Raw genomic sequence first — 24,716 nt, forward strand, 5'->3', positions numbered from 1 at the left:
ATGCTTTATGCGAGACATCACTATTTATCACAACCCGGAATGCGGCACTTCGCGTAATACCCTGGCCCTGATCCGCAACAGCGGGGTCGAGCCGGCAATCGTGCTCTATCTGGAGACGCCGCCAACCCGCGAAACGCTTAAAAAACTGATCGCAGAGATGGGCATCAGCGTGCGCGCCCTGCTGCGCCAGAATACCGAGCCCTACCAGCAGCTGGGGCTGGCGGATCAGCAGCTGAGTGATGATACGTTGCTGGACGCGATGCTGGCTTATCCGCTGCTGATTAACCGTCCAATCGTGGTGACGCCGCTCGGCACCCGGCTCTGCCGTCCTTCTGAGCAGGTGCTGGATATTCTGCCGGATCGGCAGCAAGGTGCGTTCACCAAAGAGGACGGAGAACCCGTCATTGATCAGCAGGGTAACCGCATCGGTGATTAACCACATTCTGCGAAGTTAACGATGTTCAGGCAACGGCGCGGCAGAGAATAACCGGGAATCTGCCGCACCACCGTCATCGCGTTAGCTGTTGCAGAGGTTTACCGGCGCGGCGCGTTCAGGCGAAGGGGTGCTGGTGGGGTGCGCGACGATCCGCCCCGTTAAACCGGCTGATCCCGGCAGTCAGCCGGGATCACTGTGCCATCTTAACCAGCGCTGCCCGCCATTTTTACCAGCAGGCGGAAGGCATTCTCAAACGCCGAGGGCGTGGCAAGATTTTGCCCATACAGGTTGTAGGCGGTGCCGTGGTTGGCGGTGGCAATCGGGACCGGCAACCCACCCTGAACCGTTACGCCGCGCTCAAAGCCCAGCATTTTTAGCGCCGTGGCGAACTGGTCGTGGTACATCGATACCACCGCATCCAGCTTACCGGTCTCCACCGCTTTATAGGTGGTATCCGCCGGGTAAGGCCCGTAAACGTCAATCCCCAGTGCTCTGGCCTGCGACATCGCCGGTTGGATAATCGTCTGCTCCTCATCGCCAAACAGGCCATTCTCGCCGCCGTGCGGGTTAAGCGCCTGCACGGCAATTTTGGGCGCGGCGATGCCAGCCTGACGCAGCGTACGATCCATCAGTGAAATCGTCTCCACCACACCGTTAACGCTGAGATTTTTCACGATATCGCGGAACGGAATGTGCGACGTCGCGCGTCCCGCCCAGAGATCATCTACCACGTTAACCTCACAGCAGAAGTCGTCAAACTTCAGCAGCTCAGCAAACCAGTGCAGCTCATCGCGATGCTTCAGTCCGCCCATGTGCATCGCCTGCTTATTCAGCGGCGCGAAGCAGATCCCCTGGGTAATACCCTGCTGGGTTAATTCGACGGCACGGGCCAGCGTCTCCAGGATATAGACGCCGCTTTGTTCGCTGGCGCTGCCATAGTGGAACGGCGTACGTCGGGACCAGTCGTGATTGAGCAGCAGCGGCCGGTCGGCGGTGAACGCAATTGCTGTGGTATCGGTGATTTCGTCATAGTCGAAACGCTGACCGGCAATGGCCATGCCTTTTTCCAGCTCATGGCGGTCCGCGATGATAATCACGTTAGCCAGCGCGCGCAGCGCCGGCTGTGACAGCACTTTCGCCACCAGCTCCGGACCAATACCTGCTGGATCGCCCAGCACCAGTGCAACAGAAGGTTTTTTCATCATGGATTCCTCAGTGATACGCATTTTTAACCGGCTCAACCGCGCCGCGAGAAGGAGCATCTTCAGACAAGGGAATATCTGGACGCATAAAGAAGGTCAGTACGATGCCCACCATCAGCAGAACCACCGAGCCGTAAAATGGCAGGCTCCAGTTACCGGTTTTGTCGATGATGATGCCAAACAGAATGGGCGAGATGATGCCTGCCACCGCCGAACCGGCGTTCACCAGCCCACTGGCGACACCGACATATTTAGGGGTGATCTCCATCGGTACCGCCCAGATCGGACCAATCGTCAGTTCGAGGCAGAAAAAGGCCAGACCGAGGCAGACCGTAATCACGGTCATATCGGTGGAACCGATCACCGGTATCAGCAGTAAACCGGCGGAAAGAAAGCTGAAGATAATCACGTTACGACGCGCAGCAACCACGTTGCCGGTGCGTTTCAGGATCCGGTCGCTGACCACCCCGCCGACCGTGTTGCCGACCACGCCGGAAAGAAAGACCGCCGAGGTAAACAGCGCTGACGATTTGAGATCCATGCCACGACCGTTCATAAAGAAAGTGGGCAGCCAGGTAAAAAACAGCCAGCCGGTCCAGCCGTAGCAGAAATAGACGCCCATGGTCGGGCCAATGCGTTTCAGCAGTGCCTTCCACGGCGTTGGCGCTTTAACCGTCAGGCTGGCATCCGGTTTTGGCAGGATTTTGCGCTCCTCCTCACTCATGTCGGCAATCAGATGTGGGTTGTCGCGGAAGCCGGCAATCCAGAATGCCAGCCACACCGCAGTGATGACCCCTAAGGCAATAAAGGAGAAACGCCAGGAGTGCAGCATTACCAGCAGCGCCACCAGTGACGGTGTCACCGCATTACCGAAGCGGGAGAAGGAGTGGGTGATGCCCTGGACGAAACCACGCTTTTCACTGGAGAACCAGAACGTCATGGCCCGTGCCTGGGAAGGCAGCGCGGCGCCTTCACCAATGCCTAACAACATCCGTGACAGAAACAGAGAGGCGAAGCCACCGGCAAAGCCGGTACAAACGGTGGCCACCACCCAGATGCTGCCGCAGATAATGATGGTTTTGCGGGCGCCGTAGCGATCGACAAACCAGCCGCCAACAATCTGGAAAACTAAATAGGTGTAAGCAAAAGCGGAAAAAATAAGTCCAAGATCGGTGTTGTTAAGGCCTAAATCCTGCTTAATCAGCCCGGCAGCTGTCGACAGGTTGACGCGATCGACATACATCAGAAATGACAGGGCGCAGAAAAGCGCCAGTATTTTCGTACTGTATCGGTTTTTCATAGAGGAACCTTGTGTGTTCAGGTCAGAGGTTGAATGTCGCTATCAGGCGGCGCAACGTAACGGGCAATCTATCCCGTAGGGGGAAACGGTCTGCTACAACCATCGAAGCGCAGTGTGTGAGCTGGCATAGTCGTCCCTTTTTCTATTAGCGTTAACAGCAGAGGTTACTGCTTACGTTCATATGAACGGATGTTGTTCATTTGTTATATTTTATCGCCTATTTTTTGCCTGCTCATTGTGAGTACAATCACAATTATCCGGCTTTATAAAATTCATCGCTGGGGTTGTGAAGTCTGTCGCAGCAAAGCCGCCCAGGGATGAACATATGAACAATCAAAGGGTAAGCCACTAACAAAAGCTCAGCGGCTTTTTTTAGTTTCTATGTTCGCGATGTGTACAGATGCACGTCGTATTTTTGGCGGCTGGCGGCTGGCGGCTGGCAACCGGCGGCTGCCGCAGGCAAACTGATGCGGCCCGGTAAAAGGTGTTCCGGGCAGTAAGCGGTTTGTTTTATTCGCGGAAAGGATATATTTGATTAATGGCACTGCCTGCCTGACCAGCCTGCGCTGACCACCACCGCAGCACAGGTCCGGGATAGCCGCCGCGTGTTTCGCCTGCTGATACGCACCGGGTGAGCGGGTTTGCCGCATCCGGCTGGCAGCTCACTGATTAACGAGGAAAACTATGCTCTGGCTGGTGTCAAAATATGCGATAACCGCATTTATGGTGGTGCTGATTTCCGAAACGGCCAAACGCAGCGATCGGCTCGGCGGGCTGCTGGCCGCCCTGCCGTTGGTCACCGTGCTGGTGCTGGTGTGGATGAAGCTGGAAGGCCAGACGGCGGAGAAAATTTCTGCCCACGCCTGGTACACTTTCTGGTATGTGGTGCCAACCCTGCCGATGTTTATCCTGTTTCCGTTTCTCCATCAGCGTTATGGCTTCTGGCTGACGCTGACCCTCTGCTGTGGCCTGACGCTGCTGCTGTTTGCGCTCTGGGCGATGTTGTTAAAACGTTGCGGCATTGCGCTCTGGTAACGCTCCGCCAGGTGGCGGCTGAAAGGCGATTGCGGGCTGCCGTTTAGCGACCCGCAATCGCCAGGCTGATCTAAGCGGTTCCGTTGCCGATCTGCCAGATAAAGGTCGGATCGCTGCCGTTAACCTGCCAGTCACCGACATTTCGCATTTTGTAGATCACCGGATTATGTGACGACAGCGTGCGGGCATTGCGCCAGTGACGGTCCAGCGCCTGACTGACGCGGGTGTCAGAGGCACCCAGCGCATTAAATAACTCACTGGCGGCGCGGGTGATCAGATCAACCGCAATGACCTGCGCCTGGGCTGATTCGACTTCCGCCAGCACATTAGCCGCGTGGCGTTGTACCTCATCGGCATCACCTTGCTGCAACACAAACGCCTGCTGCAATGAGTGGGTTGCGTGCGCCACCGCCGCCTCTGTTGCCCACGCCCAGCTGCTGATCTGACCCACCACCTGCAGCACCTGAACATCCTGCTTAACCTGGCCGGCGTTACCGTGACTGTAGATTCGCTTACGCTGTGCCACGCCCTGCGCCACATCACGTACCACCGCCCGTCCAATGCCTGCCAGCGCGGCCAGCAACACATGCTGATAGAAGGCGGTCTGATAGCGAAAACGCTCGCTGAAGTCATAGACGTGTGGCTGTTCTACCCGCGCCTGATTAAAGCGCGTCGTCCCGCTGCCGGTCAGGCGCTGGCCAAAACCATCCCAGTCATCGTCGCGTTCGACGCCTGTCTGATGGGTGCTGACCAGCGCGATAACATCGCGGCCGTTGTCGCTGCGCCGGGCATAGACATCAATCCAGTCAGCATACAGCGTGCCGGTGCTGTAAAATTTCTCGCCGCTGAGCCGCCAGCCCTGCTCCGCTGGCGTCACCCTGGTATTGACCTCACCCAGCTTAACCGCACCGATTTCACTCCAGCCACTGCCGACCAGTTCGCCATCAATAAAGCGACTAAACCAGCGACGCCGGTCGTCACTGTCCGGCTGATTCAGCCGATCCTCCACAAAGGCAAAATGCGCCCGCAGCGCCTGCGGCAGGTTGGAATCCGCTGCGGCCAGCTCAGTCAGTAATTCGAACAGCTGCGGCAGCGAGACGCCGAATCCCCCCTCCGCCACCGGAATGCGCAACGTGCCAAATCGCGCCTGTTTCAGCCAGCGGATCGGCTCATCCAGCAGCACCCGATCGGCTTCGCGCGCAGCGGCACCTGCCGCAATGCGGTCGAAAACCGGTCTGAAACGGTGTTGCAGTGCGACGAAGTCGTTGTGGTTTAATTCAGACATGCTTTTCTCCTGATTCAGGTTGCGCATCAATGTCCTGTCGGGTGGGTTCAAAACGGATAACTAACAGGAAAACGATCGGAATAATGGCGGCGAGAGAGACGATCCAGAACAGATTGGTGCCGTAACGCGCCTGCAAAATTGGCAGGATAAACAGCGCCAACGCACTGCCAATCCCCGACAGGGAACGGCCAAAGCCAACACCGGTGGCCCGGATATGGGTGGGATAAGAGAGCGCCGGATAGATCATCATCTGCGCGCCGGGACCAAAACCTTCGGCAAACAGCCACAGGCCCAGCATCAGTACCGCAAACACCACCCCGAGCGTTGCCTGCGGATGGCCAATTAACGCCAGCGAGACCAGTGCGATAAACTGCAGTGCAAAACCGGCAATCGCGACATGCCGTGAGGGAAATTTCCACGCCAGCCGCATCCCCAGCAGCCCACCGGTAAAGGCAAACAGCGCATTCAGTCCCAGCGAGGCGGAAATGGTTTCAAATACGCCGGCACCAAGGAACTGCGCCAGGATCGACGGCAGGAAAAAGGCGATGGCGGTGTATTCGAATGAAATACAGATGTTCATCACTGCGGTGACCAGGGTGCGCTCAAGGTAGGGCTTCTGAAACAGCACCCGAAAACTCACCTCAGGCACCGCCGCGTGTTTCATCACCGGTTCAGCGGCTTTTTCTTCATGGGCGATAATGCCGTACGAGTCACGCAGAATGCGCACCGCGCCGCTTAAGTCGCCCTGATTAGCCGCCCACAGCGGCGACTCGTTCATAAACTTGCTGCGCACCGCGATAATCAATAGCGCCGGCACCGCACCGAACAGCAGCGAGGCGCGCCACAGCCAGTCGATATGCTCAGCCGGCAGCAGGAAATAGAGGGCGAAAATAATAAAGAAACAGGCTGACGATGCCGCGTACCACATCGGGCACCAGGCCGCGAGACGGGAGGCTTTATTTCCCTTGCCCGAGAATTTTGAAAACTCCGCCAGATAGGCCATGGCCACCGGCAGATCAATCCCCACCCCAATGCCCATCAGAAATCGCGCACCAATCAACACCCACACGTTGGGTGCCAGCCCCGCCGCAATAGCCGATACCACAAAGAACAGCATGTCCGCCATAAACACCGAATAGCGGCCATATTTATCGGTCAGCCATCCCCCCACCAGATTACCCACAATGGTGCCGATCATAATCGATGAAGTTACCAGGCCGGTGAGGGTCGGCGTCAGACCAAACTCCTTCACCACATCATCGATACCGTAAGAGAGCGTGGTCAGATCGTAGGCATCGAGAAACACGCCGCCCAGCGCCAGAAAAACAATCCAGCGCGCGTAGCTGTTTTTTTCGGCACGGCTATTGATCAGTTTCGCCACATCACTCACCGAGCGCACCGGTGCCGAATGTGGTGGAGGGACGTTCAGGGTGTCGTCAATATTCAGTGTACTCATGATATCCTCGTTATTGTATTCAGCAGGTGACCCGGTGTTTATATGAATTAACCGGACGGTAAACAAACAACAAATACAGATAACTATTTCATCTATATCAATAACTTAAACATGAATTTCAGGCAGCAAAAAACCCGAATGAATCGTCCGATTCACCCGGTATTTTTAAAACATGAAGCTTTTTATTCAGCCGAAACCGGCACCAGCACACCTTTTACCAGCGGATCCTGGGTCTGTTTTAACCACTGCTGCAAACGCGGATCGGCAAAAGCTTTTTTCAGCCTGATAATGTTGTCGTCCGACAGCCAGCGGGTGCCAATCACCAACTGTGAGGCGAAGGTTCGTGGCGCGGGCGGAAATAAGATCCCTTTATCGCGCGGTACTTTTCCGGCATCAAACTGCGAAACATAACCAATGGCGGCATCCACTGAATTCAGCGCGCGAGGCATGGTTAATAAATCCAGTTCCTTAAATACCCACTGATGCGGATTATCTTTAATATCCCGCAGTCTGGCGGTCCGTGGCTCTATCGACGGATCGAGTGTCAGTAACCCGATGCGCTGCAACAGCCACAACGCCTGCCCCTGATTAGCCCCATCGTTTGGCACCACAATCACCGCGCCTGGCGGCAGATCGCTGATGGAACGGTAACGATCGGAGTAAATGCCGAAAGCCCACTGGAACAGCGGCTGGGTTGCCGTCAGCTCAAACTTATTTGCCTCGACAACCTGTTTAAGCCACCACTGATGCTGATAAACCGTGGCAGCGTATTGCCCTTCGGCTACGGCGCGATCGGCCTGCACCGGATCCTGCAAACCGGCTGCTTCCAGCTTAATGCCATAGTCAGGCGCAATATGTTGCGCCACATACTCGATTAGCCGTGCCTCACCGGCCATTGCCGGCTCAAAATGGACCTTCAGCGTGCTGCCAAAGGTCACCGCCCGGCTCTGGTGAGCAAAGGTAAACCAGGCAATGCCGGCGATCACCACCAGCACCATCGCGGCAACTGCCCACGGCCATTTTTTCTTTTGTCTGATTTCAAAGTCGTGATGTGTCATAACCGATGTTTTCCCTGATGAGGTTGCAGTGCCGCAATAACACGGTCACCCAAAAACTGAACCAGCTGGATAGTGACAATCAGCACGATGATGGTGGCAATCATGATGTGTTGATCAAAGCGCTGATAACCGTAAACCACCGCCAGATAGCCAATACCGCCCGCGCCGATGGTGCCGGCGATAGCGGAATATTCGATCATTGAGATCAGATTCAGCACCACCGCGGCGACGATAGCCGGCAATGCTTCACTGAGCTGGGCGCGGGTAATGATTTGCCAGACTGAACCGCCCGACACCAGCCCAACAGCCGTCACCTCGGCGGGCAATTCCCGTAACGCGTTTTCGACCAGCCGGGCGAAAAACGGCGTGCCGGCAATGATCATCGGCACTACCGCGGCCGGAATACCGATGGTGGTGCCGGTCAGCCAGAAGGTAAAAGGAATGATCGCTGCCATCAGCACCAGAAAAGGCAGCGACCGGCCGATGTTAACGAGGCCACTCAGGCTGCGATGAAGCGTCGGCTGCGGAAACAGCCCCTGCCGTGAGCTATTAAACAACACCACACCCAGCACGCCGCCGAACGTCACCACAAACAGCATGACGATGATGACCATCAGCCAGGTTTCACCATAGGCGGGCAGCATCAGCGCAGGGAGCTGGCTCCACGGCGTATCCTGGCTGATGACGTCGGCGGGCTTCATACGGCCTCCCGCAGGAGCGGACGCTGATCGAGCAGCCCGGCATGAATGCCAAATAGCCCAAGCTGTTCAATCAGCTGAGTCGGCGTGACGGCGCTGTGCGAAAAGCGGATCGCCACCTGCATTCGCCCGGCCAGCGCGCAACCCACCTGCTCGACGTGCGCCGCCAGCAGATCGACCTGCACGCCAAACCGCTGCGTCAGCTGGCTGATCCAGTCGGGAGCGATCGGACGATCGCCGTAGGTGAGCTGCAGCAGCAGGTCGCCATGGCCGGCGAGCGGCCGTAGCGGGAACAGCTGTTGTCCGAGTGAGGAGTCCGGGCTGGCGAGCAAGGTGCGTAACGCACCCTGATGCACCAGCCGGCCCTCGGCGATCTGCGCCACCGCGTCAGCCGCGCGCCGTACCACATCCATCTCATGCGTAATAAAGATGATCGATAAGCCGAACTGGTCACGCAGGGTTTTGAGTAACGTCAGAATCGCGCTGGTGGCGTCGGGATCGAGGCCGGAGGTCGCTTCATCAGCCAGCAGCACCGACGGTTTAAGCGCCAGTGCACGGGCGATCCCCACACGCTGACGCTGGCCGCCTGACAGCTGCGCCGGATAAAAGTCCGCCTTCGCGCTCAGGCCGACGCTCTCCAGCAGCGTCCCGACGTGACGTTTGATCTCACCCGGCACCACGCCGAGCCATTCCAACGGCAGGGCAACATTCTGCCAGGCGGTTTTACGTTGCAGCAGAGCCGATGACTGAAAGACGGTGCCAATCGCCCGGCGTTTGCGGCGCAGCATTTCCCCGCTGTAGTGCGACAGATCCTCACCATTGACCCGGATGCTGCCCGAGGTTGGCTTCTCCAGCAGACTGATGCATTTCGCCAGCGTCGATTTGCCCGCACCACTCGGCCCGACCACAGCAGTGATCGAACCGGCGGGCACGCTCAGGGTAATCGCGTTGAGCACCTCAATGGTGCGATTGTTCGGCGCGGCGTAGCTTTTGCACAAACCCTCGATCTCAATCATGAGGCCTCCGCGCTTTTAATCCGTGCTTCTGCCGCAGCAGGCCAGCGATAACCGGCAGCCGGATGTGGTAACGCCAGCCGCGGCCCCTGACCAAACAGCTTTTCACGCAGCGTACCCGGCTGATAATCCTGTTTGTAGACGCCACGCCGCTGCAACTCCGGCACCAGCAGCCCGACCACGTCGGTAAAAGTTTCATGCGTCACGGCATAGGCGAGATTGAAGCCGTCAACGTCCGTCTCCTCTACCCAGCTCTGCAACTCATCGGCAACCGTGGCGGCACTGCCCACCAGCAGCGGACCAAAACCGCCAATCCCGACCCAGTCTGCCAGTCCCTGCACCGTCCACTGACGATCGGGATCGGCGGTTGAAAAGGTCTCCACCGCCGACTGAATGGCGTTGGTGTGCAGATGTTTTAATACCTGATCCGGCTGATACTGGCCGAAATCGATACCGGTCCAGCCGGAAATCAGCGCCAGTGCGCCTTCGTAGCTGACATAGCGTTTGTATTCGGTCCATTTGTCCTGCGCCGCCCGATCGGTCTCGCCGACAATCACCGTTTGCAGATTAAAGATCAGAATCGATCGCGGATCGCGTCCCGCTTCGGCCGCCCGTCGCCGGATATCCGCCACGGTCTTTTTCAGCAGCACTTTCGACGGCGCGGCGACGAAAACGCACTCGGCATGGCCGGCTGCGAAGGCTTTACCACGGCTGGAGGCCCCGGCCTGATACAGCACCGGCGTGCGCTGCGGCGACGGTTCGCACAGATGAATACCCGGCACCTGGAAGAATTTGCGCTGATGATTAATCGGATGGATCTTATGCGGATCGCTGAAGATACGGCGTTCACGATCGCGCAGAATCGCGTCCTCCTCCCAGCTGCCCTCCAGCAGCTTGTAGATCACCTGCAGATATTCGTCGGCATAGTCGTAGCGGGCATCATGATCGGTTTGCGTCTGGTGACCGATATTGCGCGCCCCACTTTCCAGATACGAGGTGACGATATTCCAGCCGACCCGGCCTTTGGTGAGATGATCAAGGGTTGAGAGGCGACGGGCAAACGGATAAGGATGCTCAAACGACAGCGACGCCGTCAGGCCAAAACCAAGATGTTCGGTGACCAGCGCCATCGGAGTGATTAACGCCAGCGGATCATTTACCGGCACCTGCGTGGCCTGACGAATCGCCGCCTGATTGTTGCCGTTCAGCACGTCATACACGCCCAGCACGTCGGCAATAAACAGCCCATCAAATTTGCCACGCTCCAGCAGCCGCGCCAGATCGGTCCAGTATTCCAGATCTTTGTACTGCCAGGATCGGTCGCGCGGATGGGCCCACAAGCCGGGTGACTGGTGACCGACACAGTTCATATCGAAAGCATTAAGGCGAATTTCACGTTGCGATGGCATAGCGACTCCTGAGCGGATGCGGCAATTGCTTGCCGCCCACGTTTAATTATCGATTGGGTTTACAGGTTAGTTTTAGTGCGTGAGTGAGCCGGGACATCGCTCATGGTGAGGAGAATGGGTGCCCGCGAGCAGGTGCTGCGCCACGGATTCCGCGTGTTCGGCCACCTGCGGCAGCCCCATCAGCTCGCCAAAATGCCCGCGCGCCGCCGGGCCGGCCACATAGAGCTGCGGGTTGGCCGCGCCCTGCGCGTTCAGGGTCTGCGAAAGTGCGTTTACGTGGATACCCAACGCCAGCGGATCGGGCTGGATCACCCCGTCAGCCTGCAACTGATGCAGTAACGGGCTGCTGCTCAGCAGCGCGCCATGAGCCGGTCCGGTGGTCACAATCACTTTATCGACCCGAATCGTAGTGGCATCCCCGCCCCGCAGCCCCAGCGTCAGGCTGAGCTGCTGTTCGATGACGTCGGCGGCTAACAGGCGGGCAGCCAGTACCGTCAGCTGGCCGCTGGCCTGCTGCTGACTGAGTACCGCGCTGACCTGCGGCGCAATCCGGTAGCGGTGTACGTCCCACCACGGCCGCAGATGCTGCAAAAAGCGCCGCTGTTCCGCCAGCGAGAGGCTTTGCCAGATGCGCTGTCCGTTGCGGCGGATATCATCCAGCACCAGCTGCCACGGCAGGTTCTGCACGGCGGCTAGCCTGATCTCCTGACGGATCCGGTGCAGCCAGCCACGCGCCGTGGCCGGCTGTGGCTGCGCGTAGTCCAGCGTCAGGTTGTCATAACTGCCGCTGAGGTTCGGGCGTGGCAGTTGTCCGCGCCGTGAGAAAACGGTGAGGGTGCCGTGGTGCCCCTGACGATGCAGTGAGGCCACCACATCGGACATGGTTAAACCCGAGCCGATAATGGCCACGCGATCGCCCGGCGCAACCTGTGCCAGCGCATCGCGTTGCCACGGATTCGCGATCACGGCCGGATGATGCAGCAAAGGTTGCAGCAATGCCGGCAACGCGGGCGGCGGATGACTGATCGCCAGCACTACGTGGTCGGCCTTTAGCTGCTGGCCGGAGGCGGTCGTCACCACGCCATCACGCAGGGTAACGGCCCGATCACACAGGTGGCTGAGCTGCACCGCAGAGTCCGCCCGCGCCTGGTTAAACTGCTGGTTGACCCAGCGGCCAAACTGACCGCGCTGCGGGTAAACATTGCCATCCGGCCACAGCGCATCGGGATCGGCCTGTACGCCAGCCGAGGCCCGGAACCAGCGATCGAAAGCGCCGTCCGGGTCACCGGCTAGCTGCATCCGGGCGGCGGGTACGTTGATGCGGTGGGCCGGATCGACCGTACCGTACGCCACACCCTGACCAGGCTGCTCGCGCGGTTCAATCAGCGTGACCCGTAATCCCGCCGGACCCAGCCGCGCCAGATGAATCGCCAGCGCGGTCCCGGTAAATCCGCCACCAATAATAACGATGTGCTGTTGTGACATACGTGGCCTTTTCCTCTGTTAACGCGCGCTGGCTGGTTTATCCGGACGACGGTCGCCACCGATGGTTTCACCAAACGGCCCGGTATTCACCCGACGCTGCTGTTTATCGGTGTTCGCCGCCAGCGGCAGCAGCGGCATCACCAGTTCGGCGAAGCGATGGGCCTCCTCAAGGTGCGGATAGCCGGAGAAGATAAAGTTCCCGATGCCCAGCGCCTGATATTCACGAATGCGATCGGCTACCTGTTGTGGATTGCCCACCAGCGCGGTACCGGCACCGCCACGCACCAGCCCGACCCCAGCCCACAGGTTCGGCCCGATGCGCAGGCTGTCGCGTGAGCCCTGATGCAGCGCACTCATTCGCGCCTGGCCGGCTGAATCCATCCGGGCAAAAACTTTCTGCGCTGCTGCGATGGTCTCTTCATCCAGGTGAGCGATCAGGCGGTCGGCGGCGGCCCAGGCTTCTTCTTCAGTCTCACGAACAATGACATGCAAACGAATACCGTAAGAGAGTGTGCGCCCCTTTTCTGCGGCGCGCTGGCGCACCACGGCCAGCTTCTCAGCCACCTGCCCGACCGGCTCGCCCCAGGTGAGATAAGTATCGATCTGCTCAGCCGCAACGTCGATAGCCTCGTCCGACGATCCACCAAAATAGAGCGGAGGGCCATTCTGCTGCACCGGCGGAAACAAAATTTCAGCCCCTTCAACCCGAATGTGCTCGCCGCTGAAATCGACCTTTTCGCCCTTCAGGAGTCGCGAATAGACGGTCAGAAATTCCCGGGTAACCTGATAACGCTCAGCATGACTGAGGAAAATGCCGTCACCTTTGTTTTCCACTGGATCACCGCCGGTCACCACATTGATCAGCAAGCGCCCCTCTGACAGGCGATCGAGTGTGGCAGCCATCCGCGCCGCCAGGCTGGGCGGCTGCAGGCCGGGACGAACCGCTACCAGATAACGCAATTTTTTCGTCATTGGTGCCAGCGCAGCGGCCACCAGCCATGAATCCTCGCAGCTTTTGCCGGTCGGGATTAATACGCCGTAGTAGCCAAGGTTATCCGCAGCTAACGCAACTTGTTGTAAATAGGGTAAATCTACCGCTCTTCCACCCTCGGTGGTGCCAAGATAACGTCCGTCACCATGGGTAGGCAAAAACCAGAACAGGTTAAGGTTTTCCTGTGTTGCGTCGCGCATTAGCAGATTCCTTTATAACGATACTTGAATTTAATACATAGCAGCCATTCATTTGGTTATATGTGGTTTAGCAGAGAACGTGCCAACCGCGCAGTTTCTATTATTACTTTTAATTCAACGGCTTATATTTTTCGATAATCAATAGCCTCAGTTGCCAATGCAACAACTGCGGTGACAGGCTGCTGCATTTGCAACTTTTTGCCGTTGGCAGCCTCTCGTTTCCGGCCTGCTGTCACGCTATCGTCATGGCTGGCTTTTCTTGCAGGGGAATGAGATGCAGATTTCCGGTCCGGAGCTAATTGATCCCGCCTCACGTGCGTTTAAAAACGTGCTTGATCAGCTCGCACCTACCGATGCGACGGTTCTGATTATTGGTGAAACGGGCACCGGCAAAGAGGTGATGGCGCGTTATCTGCATCATCACAGCCCGCGCAGCCAGCATCCTTTCCTGGCGGTCAACTGTGGCGCGCTGACCGAAAGTCTGGCCGAGTCAGAGCTATTCGGTCATGAAAAAGGGGCCTTTACCGGTGCCCAGGATCGGCATCTGGGCTGGTTCGAAGCCGCAGAAGGCGGCACGCTGCTGCTGGATGAGATAGGCGAACTGAGTCTGCCGTTACAGGTCAAACTGCTGCGGGTGTTGCAGGAGCGCGAAATCATCCGGGTAGGATCGTCAAAAGCGGTCAAGGTCAACGTCCGGGTGATTGCCGCGACCCATGTCGATTTAGCGGTGGCGATCCGCGAACGGCGTTTTCGCGAGGATCTGTTCTACCGGCTGAATGTCGCCAGTGTGACGTTGCCGCCGTTGCGCCAGCGCTGTGAGGATATTCCGCTACTGGCCGGTCACTTTCTGCAACTTTATGCCCGGCGTCTGGGACGTCCGCAGTTGCGGCTTAGCGAGGACGCCATCGACACGCTGCGTGACTACCCGTGGCCGGGCAATATCCGCGAACTGGAAAATACGCTGCATAACGCCGTGCTGCTGAGTACTGGCGCCCTGATCACGCCGCAGCAGTTGCGGTTAGGGCCGGTTGCCAGCAGCGAGGTGCCGCAGGGTGAAGAGGCACTGAGTCGTTTTCTGCGCCAGCAGATGCAGGAGAGCGACAGCCCGATCTACCCGCGCGTGATCGCCGCGCTGGTGAAAAATGCACTGGAGCTGAGCCACGGCAATCAGGTACAGGCGGCGTCGCTACTCGGCATCAGTCGCCATACCCTGCGCACCCAGCTCGGGCACCTTGGGGTGATAAAGCCGCGCCGCAACCTGATGCGTCAGCGCGATCCGTCGCTGCTGCAACCGGTCCGACCGGAGCGGGAACTGCGTATTGGTTATCAGAAATTTGGCAATCTTGGCATTCTGAAAGCGCGACAGACGCTGGAGAAACAGCTGGCGGGCCAGGGCGTGAGCGTATTGTGGAGCGAGTTCCCGGCCGGACCGCAGCTGTTACATGCGCTGAGTAACCATGAGATCGATTTCGGCACCACCGGTGAGGTACCGCCGCTGTTCGCGCAGGCCGGCAACAGTCCGATGGTGTATGTCGCCTGGGAGCCCGCTGCGCCGCAGAGCGTGGCGTTGCTGGTCACCCATGACAGCCCGGTGCGGCAGATCGCGGACCTGCGGGGAAAACGTATCGCAGTCAACCGGGGATCTAACGTTCACTATCTGCTGTTACAGATTCTGGATGAAGCCGGTCTGGCGCTGGATGAGGTACGCATCGTTTATGCTCCGCCAAAATATCCACTGACGCCCAGCGATCTGAACGCGGTTGATGCCTGGATGATGTGGGATCCGCTACTCAGCGATGCGGAGAAATCGGGCCAATTACGGGTGATCGCCGATGGCGTCGGGCGGGTCAACAATCATCAGTTCTACCTGGCTGAACGCGGGTTTGCTGCCCATTCGGCCGATCTGCTGCAACGGCTGCTTGACGCGCTGGAGCAGACCGGGCGTTACATCGATGCAAACCGTCACGAAGCGGCTGAACTGTTATCCGGCGAGCTGGGCATCCCGACCGCCTCACTGCAGCATGCGCTGGCGCGGCGCAGTCATCAAACCCAGCGGATGAACCTGGCGATTATTCGTGAGCAGCAGATCATTGCTGACCGCTTCTATGCGCTCGGCCTGTTTAATCGGGCGATAAAAGTGCGCGACACCGTCTGGCAGCAATAACGTTTTTTAGCTAAGCATAGAATTTTTCATCGCTAAGCGCTTTAAGCGCCGTTTGTTATGTTGCGCTGATTACAACCAGACTCAGGAAAGAGAGATGAAAAAAGTTTTACTCAGTGCGCTTATTGTCGCCGCGCAGGCGGGGATGATTTTCACTACTCAGGCTGAACAGTCACCGCAGACGGTTAACATCGGCTTTCAGAAAGCCAATATCTTCGCCCTGCTGAAGTATCGCGGCACGCTGGATGAGACCTTCAGGAAACAGGGGATCGCGGTGCACTGGGTCGAGTTCCCGGCCGGGCCGCAGATGCTGGAAGGACTGAACGTGGGCAGTATTGACCTTGCCGCCACCGGCGATGCTCCGCCCACCTTTGCGCAGGCGGCGAATGCCGATCTGGTTTATCTGGCGCACTCCCCGGCCAATCCACAGACTGAAGCCATTGTGGTGCCGGCTAACTCCCCCATCAAAAATGTGGCGGATTTGAAAGGTAAGCGGGTGGCGCTGAATAAAGGGTCGGACGTCAACTATCTGCTGGTGACGGCGCTGGAACAGGCGGGCCTGAACTATAAAGATATCACTCCGGTCTATTTACCGCCGGCGGATGCGCGCGCGGCATTTCAGCGTGGCGCGGTCGATGCCTGGGTTATCTGGGACCCTTACTATGCTGAAGTGGAAACCAACGCCAACGCCCGGCTGATAAAAAATGCTGAAGGGCTGGTGCCGCATTACACCTTCTATCTTGCCAGCCGTAAGTTTGCTGAAAGCTATCCGCAGACCGCACTGCAGGTAATCGACCAGCTTGGCACCCTCAGTAGCTGGGCCAATCAGCACCCGCAGGAGGCAGCAAAAATCATGTCCTCGTCAACCGGCCTGCCGCAGCCAATCTGGCAACGTGCGCTGGCGAGAATGCCTTACGGTGCGCAGCGCATGACGCCGGAAGTCTTTACGCAGCAGCAGGCGCTGGCCGATAAATTTACCGGGATTGGGTTATTGCCGGTGAAAGTAGACGTCCGCAGCGCGACCTGGTCGCTGGATAAAAAATAAAGCGCCAGTCTTCGAATCAGCGCTGCCGACTGGCCGGAATGCAGAATGGCCGATCGGCAGCGCCGGTGAGATTTATTTCTTCTTCGTCAGCATCGATTTTAAATCGGCAAACGGATTATAGGTTGCTGCGCCCACATCATCCTGCGCGTCCTCTCCCGCCACCACGTTGGTGCCGTACTGATCGGCTTCGGTGTACTTCGAGTGCTCGTGGTCGTGACAATAGAGACACAATAGCTCCCAGTTGCTGCCATCTTCCGGGTTATTGGTGTGATCGTGATCGATATGGTGCACGGTTAATTCACGCAGGTTCGAATAAACGAACTCGCGTGAGCAACGTCCACACACCCACGGATAGATTTTCAACGCTTTTTCACGATAGCCACTTTCCAGCCGCGTGTAGTTTTTCGGGATCAGAGCCATTGCCGATGTTACCTGTTAACAAGAGTATTTTAGCGGGTATTTAAGCCAGCCAGTCTGCTTAACAGGGTACATTAAGTTGCAAATTAAGTCCGCATTTCGCCGCCAGCGGTGAGGCAAATCCTGCGCTGCCGGACGCCAGTCAACAAAGCAACGCGGGCACGTCAAACCCCTATCTGCGCCTCAAGGCGCTGCAGGCCAATAAAATTAATGCACTGGAAAATAAACAGCGCCAGCACTCATTGACGCTCTACCGGCTGCGACATCTCCTGGCCAGACACGGTAGAGAAGATCCTTTCAGCATTATCGCAACGATTCTGGATTCCTGCTTAACCTGTAATACCTGCCCACTACGGCGGGCCCGCTCTTCCTTCTTACCGTGACTTATCTGGTATTGCCACCGGGAGTATTGTGCGTTATTGTGTTTACATATTGTGAACCACTGAAGGGAATCACTTAATGCACGTCATTTCAAAAGAGCCACTTGAGCAAGCGGCACGGCTCTTTCCAAACGATGCCTTAGCCATAAAGGCGCTGTATCGTCTGGTTCGCGAAACAGATTTCAAATCGCCGGATGAACTGCGTGCCGCCGTGCCAAGCCTGGATAATTTTAAGTACCGCAACAAGTGGTGGGTTTTAGATGTAGGTGGCAATAACTTACGAGTGATCGCCTACATCAACTTCGTGAATAAGCGCTTTTACGTGAAGCACATCGCCACCCATGCTGAATACGATAAGCTGACTCGCTACTATCGGGAGAATAAAGAATGATCGTCGACACCAATAAAGCTATCGAGGCAACAAAACAACTGGTCGCCGCCGTCCCTTTCCTGGGGGGCAGTGTCTCCGAGAAGGACTACCGTGACGCACTGGCGCTGGTAGACTACCTGATCGACCACGACGACGAAAACCCGCTGATTGACTTCCTGGCGGCCAAAATCGCCGACTATGAGGATAACAGCGAGCGCTTTGCCGAGTTTAATAACTCAGTTGATGAAATGCCGGTGGGCGTCGCTCTGCTGCGCACGCTGATTGACCAGCATAAGCTGACCTACTCCGATCTGAAGGAAGAGATTGGTTCTAAATCCCTTGTAAGCCAGATCCTCTCCGGCCAGCGTTCCCTGACGATCTCACATATCAAGGCGCTTTCAGCCCGGTTCGGCGTGAAGCCGCAATGGTTCCTCTAACCTTCGCCACCAGCCCGCTTAACAGCGGGCTTTTTATTTCCCACAGAAAGATGCGTTGACCCGCAACAAGTGACTTTCTGCACCATCGCCATAAGCCCGGGGCTGAAGAGACTCTTTTCAAACTTCCCCGGACGGCACAAGCCAGCGCACCGGGCTACTCTTCTTTTAGTGAACAAACCGCCCACCAGCGATTTTTTCTTCTCAGAGGTTCCGAGGGATAAGAAGATCTGCGCCGTGGTTCTGACTGTGGGCAAGCCCGCAATGATGACCGTCTTCTGGGTTAACGGCACGTTATCGAACGCGTAAGGCGCTGCGCCATGCCCGCCGACTTTATCGCCGCCCAGATTAGGTTGATCTCGTTAAACGCCAGCATTGAAGCAGCCCGGGCAAATGTTCATAGACGAGGCTTCCCGGTCATTGCCAGCGCGATCCGCACGCTGACGCAAAGAACCGCTGACATCACCGGCCAGATTTGAGGGCTTCAGAGACAAATCAAAAATTCAGCTGACGAGGCAGATAATGGTTAAGACTGCACCGTGCAGTCTGTTAGGCGATAAGGCTTACGCTGCCAGGCTCGATAATCAACCTACAGGTTGAAACGCACGCGCTGGCATAGCAACATCATTGCAAGGGTAAACCGCAACATGGAGGAAGCATGACACCACAGCTTGAGACTCAACGGCTGCTGCTCGAACCGCTTCAGCGTCACGACGCAGCAGCTATTCAGGTACTGTTCCCGCAGTGGGAAATTGTGCGTTATCTGACGGCTGCCATACCCTGGCCCTACCCCGACGGCGCCGCGCAGGATTACGTCGATAATATCGCATTACCCGCGATGCAGGCCGGACAGGCCTGGTGCTGGACCATCAGGCGGCAGGAAAAACCTGAACAGCTCATCGGTCTTATTGAACTGCGCGATCAGGAAAATGATAACCGGGGTTTCTGGCTGGTGCCGGAATGGCAGAGGCACGGCTTTATGACGGAAGCGTGCCAGGCGGTGAACGATTTCTGGTTCAGGACGCTGGGCCGGCCGGTGATGCGGGTGCCGAAAGCCGCGATCAATAGCGGCTCGGTATCAATCTCACGTCATTCCGGAATGCGGTTGATTGAAACCGGCAAGAAAGCCTATGTCGCCGGTCTGCTGGACTATCAACTGTGGGAGATGACGCGCGATGAGTGGTGTATGCGGCAATAAAATACCGCTCTGGCGGGCTTTCTCAGGCGGCAGGCCGGGCTTTTAGTCCGACTGGCGTATCGCCAGTGTCGGCCCGATACCGCTGATGGCCGGTTGCCCAGCCCGCAGGGCACATTGCCCACCGGACAACCTGATAACTGCTCCTGTTCTGCCCACTTACATCGCCATCTGCTGAGCGGACTTCAGATGCTGCTCAACTACCGGAATGTGCGCGTCAGCCAGCGCCTTCACATCCGGATCCTTGATCTTACTGGCGTCACTTTGCAGCTTCGACAGCACCATCTTGTGATCCATGGTGCCGGCATTTTCCATGTACATCTTGTCAAACGCGCCGCCGCTCTGCTTTTCCAGCGTGGCGGCCATCGCCGTGTGTTTGGCGTCCGGCTCCGTCGGCAAGGTCACACCCTTTTGCTGGGCGACCATTTGTACTTTGCTCAGGGCGTCGCCATGGTCTTTAACCATCTGCTGGGCAAACGCTTTGACTTTGCTGCTTTCAGCCTTAGTCAGGGCGATCTTTGCGGCGGCAATTTCATTGATATTGGCCTGTGCCATGTCTTTCAACGCTTTTTCGTCGCCGGCGCTGAGCTTAGCCTTCGATCCATTCTGCATAGCAGCGTCCGCAGCGCTGGTCGTTGTCTTTGCCTGCACGCCGACAGTGCTGAACATTGCTGCGAATAGCGATACGGCTATCAGACCTTTAAGGGTTTTACTCTTTTGCATTTTGTTCTCCCGATCGTCATGGTGAGGTCAGTATTAATTCATTAATCGTGAACAGTCTCGTCGTGAAATAACAACTTCACTGGTCAGTATAGTGGATCAATGATTTGAGCCAGCCAGATGCGCTATTTTCTTTAACCGGGACGGCAGAAAATGCCGAAAGCAAAAAGCGGGAATCGCACCAGAAAAAATTTAAAGCGAAGGGCGGAAAGATGGTGTTTCACTCACTCGCCCGCACTACTGATTCAGAACAATCATTCTGCCGTATCGCTAAAAATGCTATTCATTCGGGTATACGATTCTGAATATCGGTCATAATAGCAGCAGTAATCAGAGCAAATCTTTGAAGCATATTAACGTCCGCTTAAGGCCAGACGCGGACGCCGATTGGTATATTCACAACAAAGGTAAAGTTGTACGGTTTCGCTTAGCCGGGCGAACAGATAATTATCTGTTCTGACTGAATGACAAGCCGACCGAAACAATGCAATGTCGCTGATAATGCAATGTCGCTGATGACGCACTCCGTTTGTTTGCCGCAATGAAATCCTTTTTTCTGGTAGCTCACGGCACGACAAGCGGCGGACAATTTTGTGCAGAAGTGGCGGCAGCAACCGCACACTCTGTTTTTTCTGGCGCGTAACACTAACGATCCCGCTTCTGATGCCGATAACTCCCTTTCTTACACTATATGAAGGAACATGTATGTACTGTGTACGCCCTTTAATCCGGCCACTTTTTTTTCTGACGCTGCTGCCCTTTTCTCTGGTTCAGGCTGCGGATAATCCTGTATTGACCGGCGGCAAAACTAACCCCTTTTCGGTCACCAAAATCCACGATCGTGTGAATTACATGGTGTCGTTAAACTTCAATAATGGAAAAACAGCTCAGCAATGGCGATCCGTTGATTGTAAGCACGGCACGGCACAGCTTCTGTACAAGGATTTATTGAATGAGAGCGGGCTTACTAAAGCTCGCTTTTACGGCAATAGTTACCTCCGCTATGCGCCGGCACAGGATGACAGTCAAATGACGGCAGAGGATATTCGCAAGGTTTGTCAGTTACCCATAAAAGAGGCACGCTGGGAAAAATTATCAGCCACGTCTGAGTACGGTACTACCAACCTTGTCGATGTGAATAGCATTGAGCATATTGGTGATATTTTATCGGTGCGCATGGGATATGACTTTGCAGATATCATCTGGGAACCGCCTTATGACGCCCCGCTTGAATTAAAAATTGAGCATTACCTGTATAACTGTAAAACCCATCAGGGTGATGCTGTGGCTGCAATGAACGTCGACAGTGAAGGCCGCGTTACCGATTCACTCATCACTGCTGATATCATTCGTCGCAAGAGTAGCTTCAAAATTGACGGCCAAATGACCCAACGCTTTGAGCAACTCTGCCAGTTACCCGCAGGGAAAACTTTCAGAGCCGAAGGACACTTTGTCCCTGCGGCTAATAAGCCAGCATCAAAGCTGATGGGGCCAACAATGCCCGATCTGAGCAATAATAATCCGCAGTGGCTGAGTAAATTCCCTCTTTCAGCAGCCATTGAGCATCAGGCACAGTCACTGATTAAACCCTGGGCGCTTCCGCGCTTTAAGCAGGTTCGCTATACCACGGTCAGCGCCCTGGGTAAGGTTAAAGTACAGCTGGATGCACAAGCAGATGGTTATATACGCAAACTGGAAGACTATGGTATCTGGACGGTGCAACGTTTAACGCTGGCTAATCAGCTACAGCTGAAGTTCACAATGTCCATCAGTAATGGTGCTTCGCGGCTCAACACGTTGCAGACGGATCTGCGTTTCCCGTTAGTGACCGGACAACACTATCAGGCGAAATGGGAAAGCATTGATGCCGATAAGAAAGTCACTGCTTCAGCGTTACGTTGCGACGTAACCGATCAGGGGGATGCGCATGAAATTTCACCTGAGTTTAGTGGGAAATATCTGCTGGTTAAGTGTGATGAAACTGACGAAGGGCAACCGGGTAGCAGTGATAAATTTGCCTGGCTGCAGGACCTCAATATTTTCGTCCCGGTCGCGACGCAAATAAGTGGTAAACCTGAAAGCCTGGTCACGCTGGAAGATGTCAAAGTGATGCGTTAATAATAATCAGGCTCGCCGCTTTAATCGGTGAGCCTGATAGTTGAATAATCCCCTGAGGGTTAAGTCATGCACTCTCGTGGAAAAACCAGCGATCGGTCGATTATGTGTCACAGAGGCAGCTAGAGGTTATTTCAGGGTGGCACCTGCTGTAAAAGAAAATGACGGAGTTCAGCTGTTAATTCGTCTGGTGCCTCTTCTGCCATATGGTGACCGCTCGCGATGGCTTTACCCGTGACATCGGCTGCCCAGTTTTTCCAGATCCCCACTATATCGCCATATAACGCCTCCAGATCGTCATATTTTGACCATAAACAGAGCGTCGGGCATGCAATCATCCGTCCGCTCTGACGGTCATGAAGTTCGTGTTCTTTGTCTATACCCAGACCGGCGCGATAATCCTCAATCATCCCATGTACCGTTTCCGGATCGTGGATGGCTCGTCTGAACTCACTGTATTCTTCATCTCCCATGGTTTCGGACTGGCCTCCATACCACTTGTCCGGATCGGCGAGGATCGCCCGCTCTGGTTTTTCGGGTTGAGCAAAGAAGAACCAGTGGTACCACTGCCGCGCAAATTTCTCATTACAGCGGTTCAGGGCTTCGAGTATGGGAATGCAATCCAGTACGACAAGGCGAGTGATTCGGTCAGGATAATCCAGCGCAGCTCGGTAGGCTGTATAGCTTCCTCTGTCATGTCCCACCAGCGCAAACTGCCTGAAACCCAGCTGGTTCATCAGTTCAATACAATCTTTTGCCTTGGCTCTTTTAGCAGAGCCAGCATGATCAGGCTGGTCAGCAGGCTTTGAAGAGCGGCCGAAACCACGTAAATCATAGGGCATAGCGTCTGATTGTTTGCTGTTCAGGAAACACCTGATGATATTGCTGCTGCCCGTACCGGGAGTTTTAAGAATCAGGTCACTGCCCAATGAGAATATTCCGGCAACGTGGCAAAATATCCTGCTCCCTGACTGTTCCCGGTCGTGGTCCGATAATTAACGGCCAAAGCACTATTATTTGCGTATCTCAGCTCCTGATATTAAACAGCATAGCCAGACAGGGAACCAGCAGGCGTCAGGCTTGTCAGATTTGGCTCAAAAGCGATAAGGCACGGCCTGAGCCTGTGCCCGGCGTAATTTATTATAAAGCTGACTGGCATCATTTAAGTCCTTTAACTTCAGTCAGTTACACAAAACCAACAGGACGTTAAAGGCCACTTCAGCGATCCGGCTGTTAATACGGAATTAAGACTCAATAGAATAATTTTCAATACAGCCTGAGTTGATCAATAATATTTTCTCTCTTAATTTATCTGGCACTAAATATTCTTTTCGGGGGTGATTAACTGCGGATAAATAAAGTAAATCGGGATATTTATTTATAAGAATGATCTTATAGCCACCCTTCTGTCCATTGCTTAAAGTGCGCGCCCAATTTCCACGGCAGTGTTTATTGAAGGTGTCATGGATGCACTTAAGAAATTTAGTTATAGGGAATTAACCTTGTGTCACCGCGTTATTCATTACCGCAGATCTGGTTGCACTGGATCTCCGCCATTATTATCATCTGGGCCACGCTCAGTGGATTCTATGTTGCATTATTTCATCACTCTCCGCAGTGCGCACGCTGGATTGGATTTATCAATGTCTCCGTTACAACAATTTATATCCCTCTCTTCATATTAAGGATCTGGTTTGCATGGCGCCACAGAAAACCTGGCGATAATCTCCTCAGTCATAAAGAAGAAAAGCTTGCTGCAGCCGGACACTTCCTGCTTTACAGCAATATTGCTTTAGTCCTGATTACGGGCGTAATGATGATGGAAAAACCGATTAACGTATTTGACCTGATTGTGTTACCGCAACCGATTAATGACCCCGGGATTACGACCGTTTTTAATCAGGTGCATATTATTTCCTGCATGACGTTGGCGCTGCTGGTAATCGGACATATTTTAGCCGTCGTTAAGCATCAGCGTAAAGGTAAGCCATTACTGCGGCGCATGGGCTGGTAAGTCGATATCGTTTCACAAATGCGCCTCAATTCACTGTGATTATCAACCTGACATCAACACTGTCAGAGGTCTGGTGTTAGCAGAGAATGGGGCGTGAGATTAATGCCTGACGGGCGTGAAGCCTGTCAGGCTGCAGCAAATAATCCAGCCGTTCACACGGTGATGCTCGTCAGGGAGAGGGGAGCAATGAGTCGTTATCATTACTTGCTGGCTTCGATCCCGCCAGCCGTACCAAACCCGCCTGCGTCTGGTATCCTTCTCAGCAGCTAGCCTGCCGTCAGCAGTCTCCACCGCCGC

Annotated in this window: 24 protein-coding genes; 11 read left to right on the forward strand and 13 right to left on the reverse strand. The window is 55.6% G+C overall.

The window, feature by feature from the left end; translation table 11 throughout:
* The first annotated feature begins 7 nt into the window (after positions 1 to 7).
* Entirely contained in the window at positions 8 to 436 is a 429-nt protein-coding gene (gene arsC / locus ABIB18_RS17905; RefSeq protein ID WP_354475079.1) for an arsenate reductase (glutaredoxin), read from the forward strand.
* 203 nt (positions 437 to 639) lie between these two features.
* Here the strand turns inward: arsC and ABIB18_RS17910 are convergent, their stop codons facing one another.
* Together ABIB18_RS17910 and ABIB18_RS17915 are read right to left on the reverse strand one after the other, a co-directional pair.
* Entirely contained in the window at positions 640 to 1,641 is a 1,002-nt protein-coding gene (locus ABIB18_RS17910) for a 4-hydroxythreonine-4-phosphate dehydrogenase PdxA (protein ID WP_354475081.1), read from the reverse strand.
* Positions 1,642 to 1,648: 7 nt separating this feature from the next.
* The gene (locus tag ABIB18_RS17915) at positions 1,649 to 2,938 is read right to left on the reverse strand and encodes an MFS transporter (protein ID WP_094106267.1); all 1,290 of its coding nucleotides are present in this window, start codon (positions 2,936 to 2,938) and stop codon (positions 1,649 to 1,651) included.
* A gap of 684 nt (positions 2,939 to 3,622) precedes the next feature.
* Here ABIB18_RS17915 and ABIB18_RS17920 point away from each other — a divergent pair.
* Positions 3,623 to 3,973: a DUF3147 family protein gene (locus tag ABIB18_RS17920; protein ID WP_089562234.1), complete on the forward strand. Its 351-nt coding sequence runs from the start codon at positions 3,623 to 3,625 to the stop codon at positions 3,971 to 3,973.
* Between the two features lie 70 nt (positions 3,974 to 4,043).
* Here ABIB18_RS17920 and ABIB18_RS17925 read toward each other — a convergent pair whose 3' ends face one another.
* The 8 genes from ABIB18_RS17925 to ssuD all read right to left on the reverse strand — a co-directional run bounded on the left by ABIB18_RS17925 (position 4,044) and on the right by ssuD (position 13,568).
* Positions 4,044 to 5,258: an acyl-CoA dehydrogenase family protein gene (locus ABIB18_RS17925; protein WP_354475084.1), complete on the reverse strand. Its 1,215-nt coding sequence runs from the start codon at positions 5,256 to 5,258 to the stop codon at positions 4,044 to 4,046.
* Positions 5,251 to 6,714: an MFS transporter gene (locus tag ABIB18_RS17930; protein WP_031377725.1), complete on the reverse strand. Its 1,464-nt coding sequence runs from the start codon at positions 6,712 to 6,714 to the stop codon at positions 5,251 to 5,253. Before ABIB18_RS17930 ends, ABIB18_RS17925 begins: the two co-directional genes overlap by 8 nt.
* A gap of 182 nt (positions 6,715 to 6,896) precedes the next feature.
* Positions 6,897 to 7,772 (reverse strand): MetQ/NlpA family ABC transporter substrate-binding protein, encoded by an 876-nt coding sequence (locus ABIB18_RS17935; RefSeq protein WP_089562231.1) that lies wholly within the window; start codon positions 7,770 to 7,772, stop codon positions 6,897 to 6,899.
* The gene (locus ABIB18_RS17940; protein ID WP_316553391.1) at positions 7,769 to 8,473 is read right to left on the reverse strand and encodes a methionine ABC transporter permease; all 705 of its coding nucleotides are present in this window, start codon (positions 8,471 to 8,473) and stop codon (positions 7,769 to 7,771) included. The genes ABIB18_RS17935 and ABIB18_RS17940 overlap by 4 nt, the downstream gene beginning before the upstream one ends.
* Positions 8,470 to 9,486, reverse strand: a complete 1,017-nt coding sequence (locus tag ABIB18_RS17945; RefSeq protein ID WP_354475087.1) for a methionine ABC transporter ATP-binding protein — start codon at positions 9,484 to 9,486, stop codon at positions 8,470 to 8,472. Before ABIB18_RS17945 ends, ABIB18_RS17940 begins: the two co-directional genes overlap by 4 nt.
* On the reverse strand, positions 9,483 to 10,892 hold the full coding sequence (locus tag ABIB18_RS17950; RefSeq protein WP_354475089.1) for an LLM class flavin-dependent oxidoreductase: 1,410 nt from the start codon (positions 10,890 to 10,892) through the stop codon (positions 9,483 to 9,485). Before ABIB18_RS17950 ends, ABIB18_RS17945 begins: the two co-directional genes overlap by 4 nt.
* A gap of 72 nt (positions 10,893 to 10,964) precedes the next feature.
* On the reverse strand, positions 10,965 to 12,377 hold the full coding sequence (locus ABIB18_RS17955; RefSeq protein WP_354475091.1) for an FAD/NAD(P)-binding protein: 1,413 nt from the start codon (positions 12,375 to 12,377) through the stop codon (positions 10,965 to 10,967).
* An 18-nt stretch (positions 12,378 to 12,395) separates the two neighbouring features.
* A complete protein-coding gene (ssuD, locus tag ABIB18_RS17960) occupies positions 12,396 to 13,568 on the reverse strand; it encodes an FMNH2-dependent alkanesulfonate monooxygenase (RefSeq protein WP_354475093.1) in 1,173 nt (390 codons plus the stop codon).
* Between the two features lie 274 nt (positions 13,569 to 13,842).
* Here ssuD and ABIB18_RS17965 point away from each other — a divergent pair, with 274 nt between their 5' ends.
* Positions 13,843 to 15,732 (forward strand): sigma-54-dependent Fis family transcriptional regulator, encoded by a 1,890-nt coding sequence (locus ABIB18_RS17965; RefSeq protein ID WP_089562228.1) that lies wholly within the window; start codon positions 13,843 to 13,845, stop codon positions 15,730 to 15,732.
* Positions 15,733 to 15,826: 94 nt separating this feature from the next.
* A complete protein-coding gene (locus tag ABIB18_RS17970) occupies positions 15,827 to 16,774 on the forward strand; it encodes a sulfonate ABC transporter substrate-binding protein (protein ID WP_031375191.1) in 948 nt (315 codons plus the stop codon).
* A gap of 72 nt (positions 16,775 to 16,846) precedes the next feature.
* Here the strand turns inward: ABIB18_RS17970 and yajD are convergent, their stop codons facing one another.
* Entirely contained in the window at positions 16,847 to 17,194 is a 348-nt protein-coding gene (yajD, locus tag ABIB18_RS17975; RefSeq protein WP_031375192.1) for an HNH nuclease YajD, read from the reverse strand.
* A gap of 456 nt (positions 17,195 to 17,650) precedes the next feature.
* Between yajD and ABIB18_RS17980 the strand changes: the two genes are divergently transcribed.
* From ABIB18_RS17980 to ABIB18_RS17995, 4 genes are all read left to right on the forward strand, one after another.
* Positions 17,651 to 17,962 (forward strand): type II toxin-antitoxin system HigB family toxin, encoded by a 312-nt coding sequence (locus tag ABIB18_RS17980; RefSeq protein WP_031375193.1) that lies wholly within the window; start codon positions 17,651 to 17,653, stop codon positions 17,960 to 17,962.
* Positions 17,959 to 18,378, forward strand: coding sequence for a helix-turn-helix domain-containing protein (locus ABIB18_RS17985; protein ID WP_031375194.1), 420 nt, complete (start codon positions 17,959 to 17,961; stop codon positions 18,376 to 18,378). The genes ABIB18_RS17980 and ABIB18_RS17985 overlap by 4 nt, the downstream gene beginning before the upstream one ends.
* Positions 18,379 to 18,695: 317 nt before the next feature.
* A complete protein-coding gene (locus tag ABIB18_RS17990) occupies positions 18,696 to 18,854 on the forward strand; it encodes a methyl-accepting chemotaxis protein (protein ID WP_227021903.1) in 159 nt (52 codons plus the stop codon).
* A 179-nt stretch (positions 18,855 to 19,033) separates the two neighbouring features.
* Complete coding sequence (locus tag ABIB18_RS17995; protein ID WP_286881095.1) at positions 19,034 to 19,573, forward strand: GNAT family N-acetyltransferase; 540 nt, start codon at positions 19,034 to 19,036, stop codon at positions 19,571 to 19,573.
* Positions 19,574 to 19,729: 156 nt separating this feature from the next.
* Here the strand turns inward: ABIB18_RS17995 and ABIB18_RS18000 are convergent, their stop codons facing one another.
* Positions 19,730 to 20,293, reverse strand: a complete 564-nt coding sequence (locus ABIB18_RS18000; RefSeq protein WP_031375197.1) for a DUF4142 domain-containing protein — start codon at positions 20,291 to 20,293, stop codon at positions 19,730 to 19,732.
* A 104-nt stretch (positions 20,294 to 20,397) separates the two neighbouring features.
* Between ABIB18_RS18000 and ABIB18_RS18005 the strand changes: the two genes are divergently transcribed.
* Together ABIB18_RS18005 and ABIB18_RS18010 are read left to right on the forward strand one after the other, a co-directional pair.
* Positions 20,398 to 20,595, forward strand: a complete 198-nt coding sequence (locus ABIB18_RS18005; protein WP_128088254.1) for a hypothetical protein — start codon at positions 20,398 to 20,400, stop codon at positions 20,593 to 20,595.
* A 400-nt stretch (positions 20,596 to 20,995) separates the two neighbouring features.
* Positions 20,996 to 22,408: a hypothetical protein gene (locus ABIB18_RS18010; RefSeq protein ID WP_094106268.1), complete on the forward strand. Its 1,413-nt coding sequence runs from the start codon at positions 20,996 to 20,998 to the stop codon at positions 22,406 to 22,408.
* A gap of 131 nt (positions 22,409 to 22,539) precedes the next feature.
* Here the strand turns inward: ABIB18_RS18010 and ABIB18_RS18015 are convergent, their stop codons facing one another.
* Positions 22,540 to 23,334, reverse strand: a complete 795-nt coding sequence (locus ABIB18_RS18015) for an alpha/beta fold hydrolase (RefSeq protein ID WP_354475098.1) — start codon at positions 23,332 to 23,334, stop codon at positions 22,540 to 22,542.
* A 575-nt stretch (positions 23,335 to 23,909) separates the two neighbouring features.
* On the opposite strand from ABIB18_RS18015, the gene ABIB18_RS18020 reads away from it, so the two are divergent.
* Positions 23,910 to 24,419, forward strand: coding sequence for a cytochrome b (locus ABIB18_RS18020; RefSeq protein WP_354475100.1), 510 nt, complete (start codon positions 23,910 to 23,912; stop codon positions 24,417 to 24,419).
* Positions 24,420 to 24,716: the final 297 nt, after the last annotated feature.

The sequence above is a fragment of the Pantoea sp. UYEF8 genome (assembly GCF_040546285.1).
Classification (GTDB): Bacteria; Pseudomonadota; Gammaproteobacteria; order Enterobacterales; family Enterobacteriaceae; genus Pantoea; species Pantoea brenneri.

What these genes read in the sequence shown, in the direction of transcription:
- arsC (WP_354475079.1), top strand. Translation starts at nt 8, where the DNA reads ATGCGAGACATCACTATTTATCACAACCCGGAATGCGGCACTTCGCGT.
- ABIB18_RS17910 (WP_354475081.1), bottom strand. Translation starts at nt 1,641, where the DNA reads ATGATGAAAAAACCTTCTGTTGCACTGGTGCTGGGCGATCCAGCAGGT.
- ABIB18_RS17915 (WP_094106267.1), bottom strand. Translation starts at nt 2,938, where the DNA reads ATGAAAAACCGATACAGTACGAAAATACTGGCGCTTTTCTGCGCCCTG.
- ABIB18_RS17920 (WP_089562234.1), top strand. Translation starts at nt 3,623, where the DNA reads ATGCTCTGGCTGGTGTCAAAATATGCGATAACCGCATTTATGGTGGTG.
- ABIB18_RS17925 (WP_354475084.1), bottom strand. Translation starts at nt 5,258, where the DNA reads ATGTCTGAATTAAACCACAACGACTTCGTCGCACTGCAACACCGTTTC.
- ABIB18_RS17930 (WP_031377725.1), bottom strand. Translation starts at nt 6,714, where the DNA reads ATGAGTACACTGAATATTGACGACACCCTGAACGTCCCTCCACCACAT.
- ABIB18_RS17935 (WP_089562231.1), bottom strand. Translation starts at nt 7,772, where the DNA reads ATGACACATCACGACTTTGAAATCAGACAAAAGAAAAAATGGCCGTGG.
- ABIB18_RS17940 (WP_316553391.1), bottom strand. Translation starts at nt 8,473, where the DNA reads ATGAAGCCCGCCGACGTCATCAGCCAGGATACGCCGTGGAGCCAGCTC.
- ABIB18_RS17945 (WP_354475087.1), bottom strand. Translation starts at nt 9,486, where the DNA reads ATGATTGAGATCGAGGGTTTGTGCAAAAGCTACGCCGCGCCGAACAAT.
- ABIB18_RS17950 (WP_354475089.1), bottom strand. Translation starts at nt 10,892, where the DNA reads ATGCCATCGCAACGTGAAATTCGCCTTAATGCTTTCGATATGAACTGT.
- ABIB18_RS17955 (WP_354475091.1), bottom strand. Translation starts at nt 12,377, where the DNA reads ATGTCACAACAGCACATCGTTATTATTGGTGGCGGATTTACCGGGACC.
- ssuD (WP_354475093.1), bottom strand. Translation starts at nt 13,568, where the DNA reads ATGCGCGACGCAACACAGGAAAACCTTAACCTGTTCTGGTTTTTGCCT.
- ABIB18_RS17965 (WP_089562228.1), top strand. Translation starts at nt 13,843, where the DNA reads ATGCAGATTTCCGGTCCGGAGCTAATTGATCCCGCCTCACGTGCGTTT.
- ABIB18_RS17970 (WP_031375191.1), top strand. Translation starts at nt 15,827, where the DNA reads ATGAAAAAAGTTTTACTCAGTGCGCTTATTGTCGCCGCGCAGGCGGGG.
- yajD (WP_031375192.1), bottom strand. Translation starts at nt 17,194, where the DNA reads ATGGCTCTGATCCCGAAAAACTACACGCGGCTGGAAAGTGGCTATCGT.
- ABIB18_RS17980 (WP_031375193.1), top strand. Translation starts at nt 17,651, where the DNA reads ATGCACGTCATTTCAAAAGAGCCACTTGAGCAAGCGGCACGGCTCTTT.
- ABIB18_RS17985 (WP_031375194.1), top strand. Translation starts at nt 17,959, where the DNA reads ATGATCGTCGACACCAATAAAGCTATCGAGGCAACAAAACAACTGGTC.
- ABIB18_RS17990 (WP_227021903.1), top strand. Translation starts at nt 18,696, where the DNA reads ATGCCCGCCGACTTTATCGCCGCCCAGATTAGGTTGATCTCGTTAAAC.
- ABIB18_RS17995 (WP_286881095.1), top strand. Translation starts at nt 19,034, where the DNA reads ATGACACCACAGCTTGAGACTCAACGGCTGCTGCTCGAACCGCTTCAG.
- ABIB18_RS18000 (WP_031375197.1), bottom strand. Translation starts at nt 20,293, where the DNA reads ATGCAAAAGAGTAAAACCCTTAAAGGTCTGATAGCCGTATCGCTATTC.
- ABIB18_RS18010 (WP_094106268.1), top strand. Translation starts at nt 20,996, where the DNA reads ATGTACTGTGTACGCCCTTTAATCCGGCCACTTTTTTTTCTGACGCTG.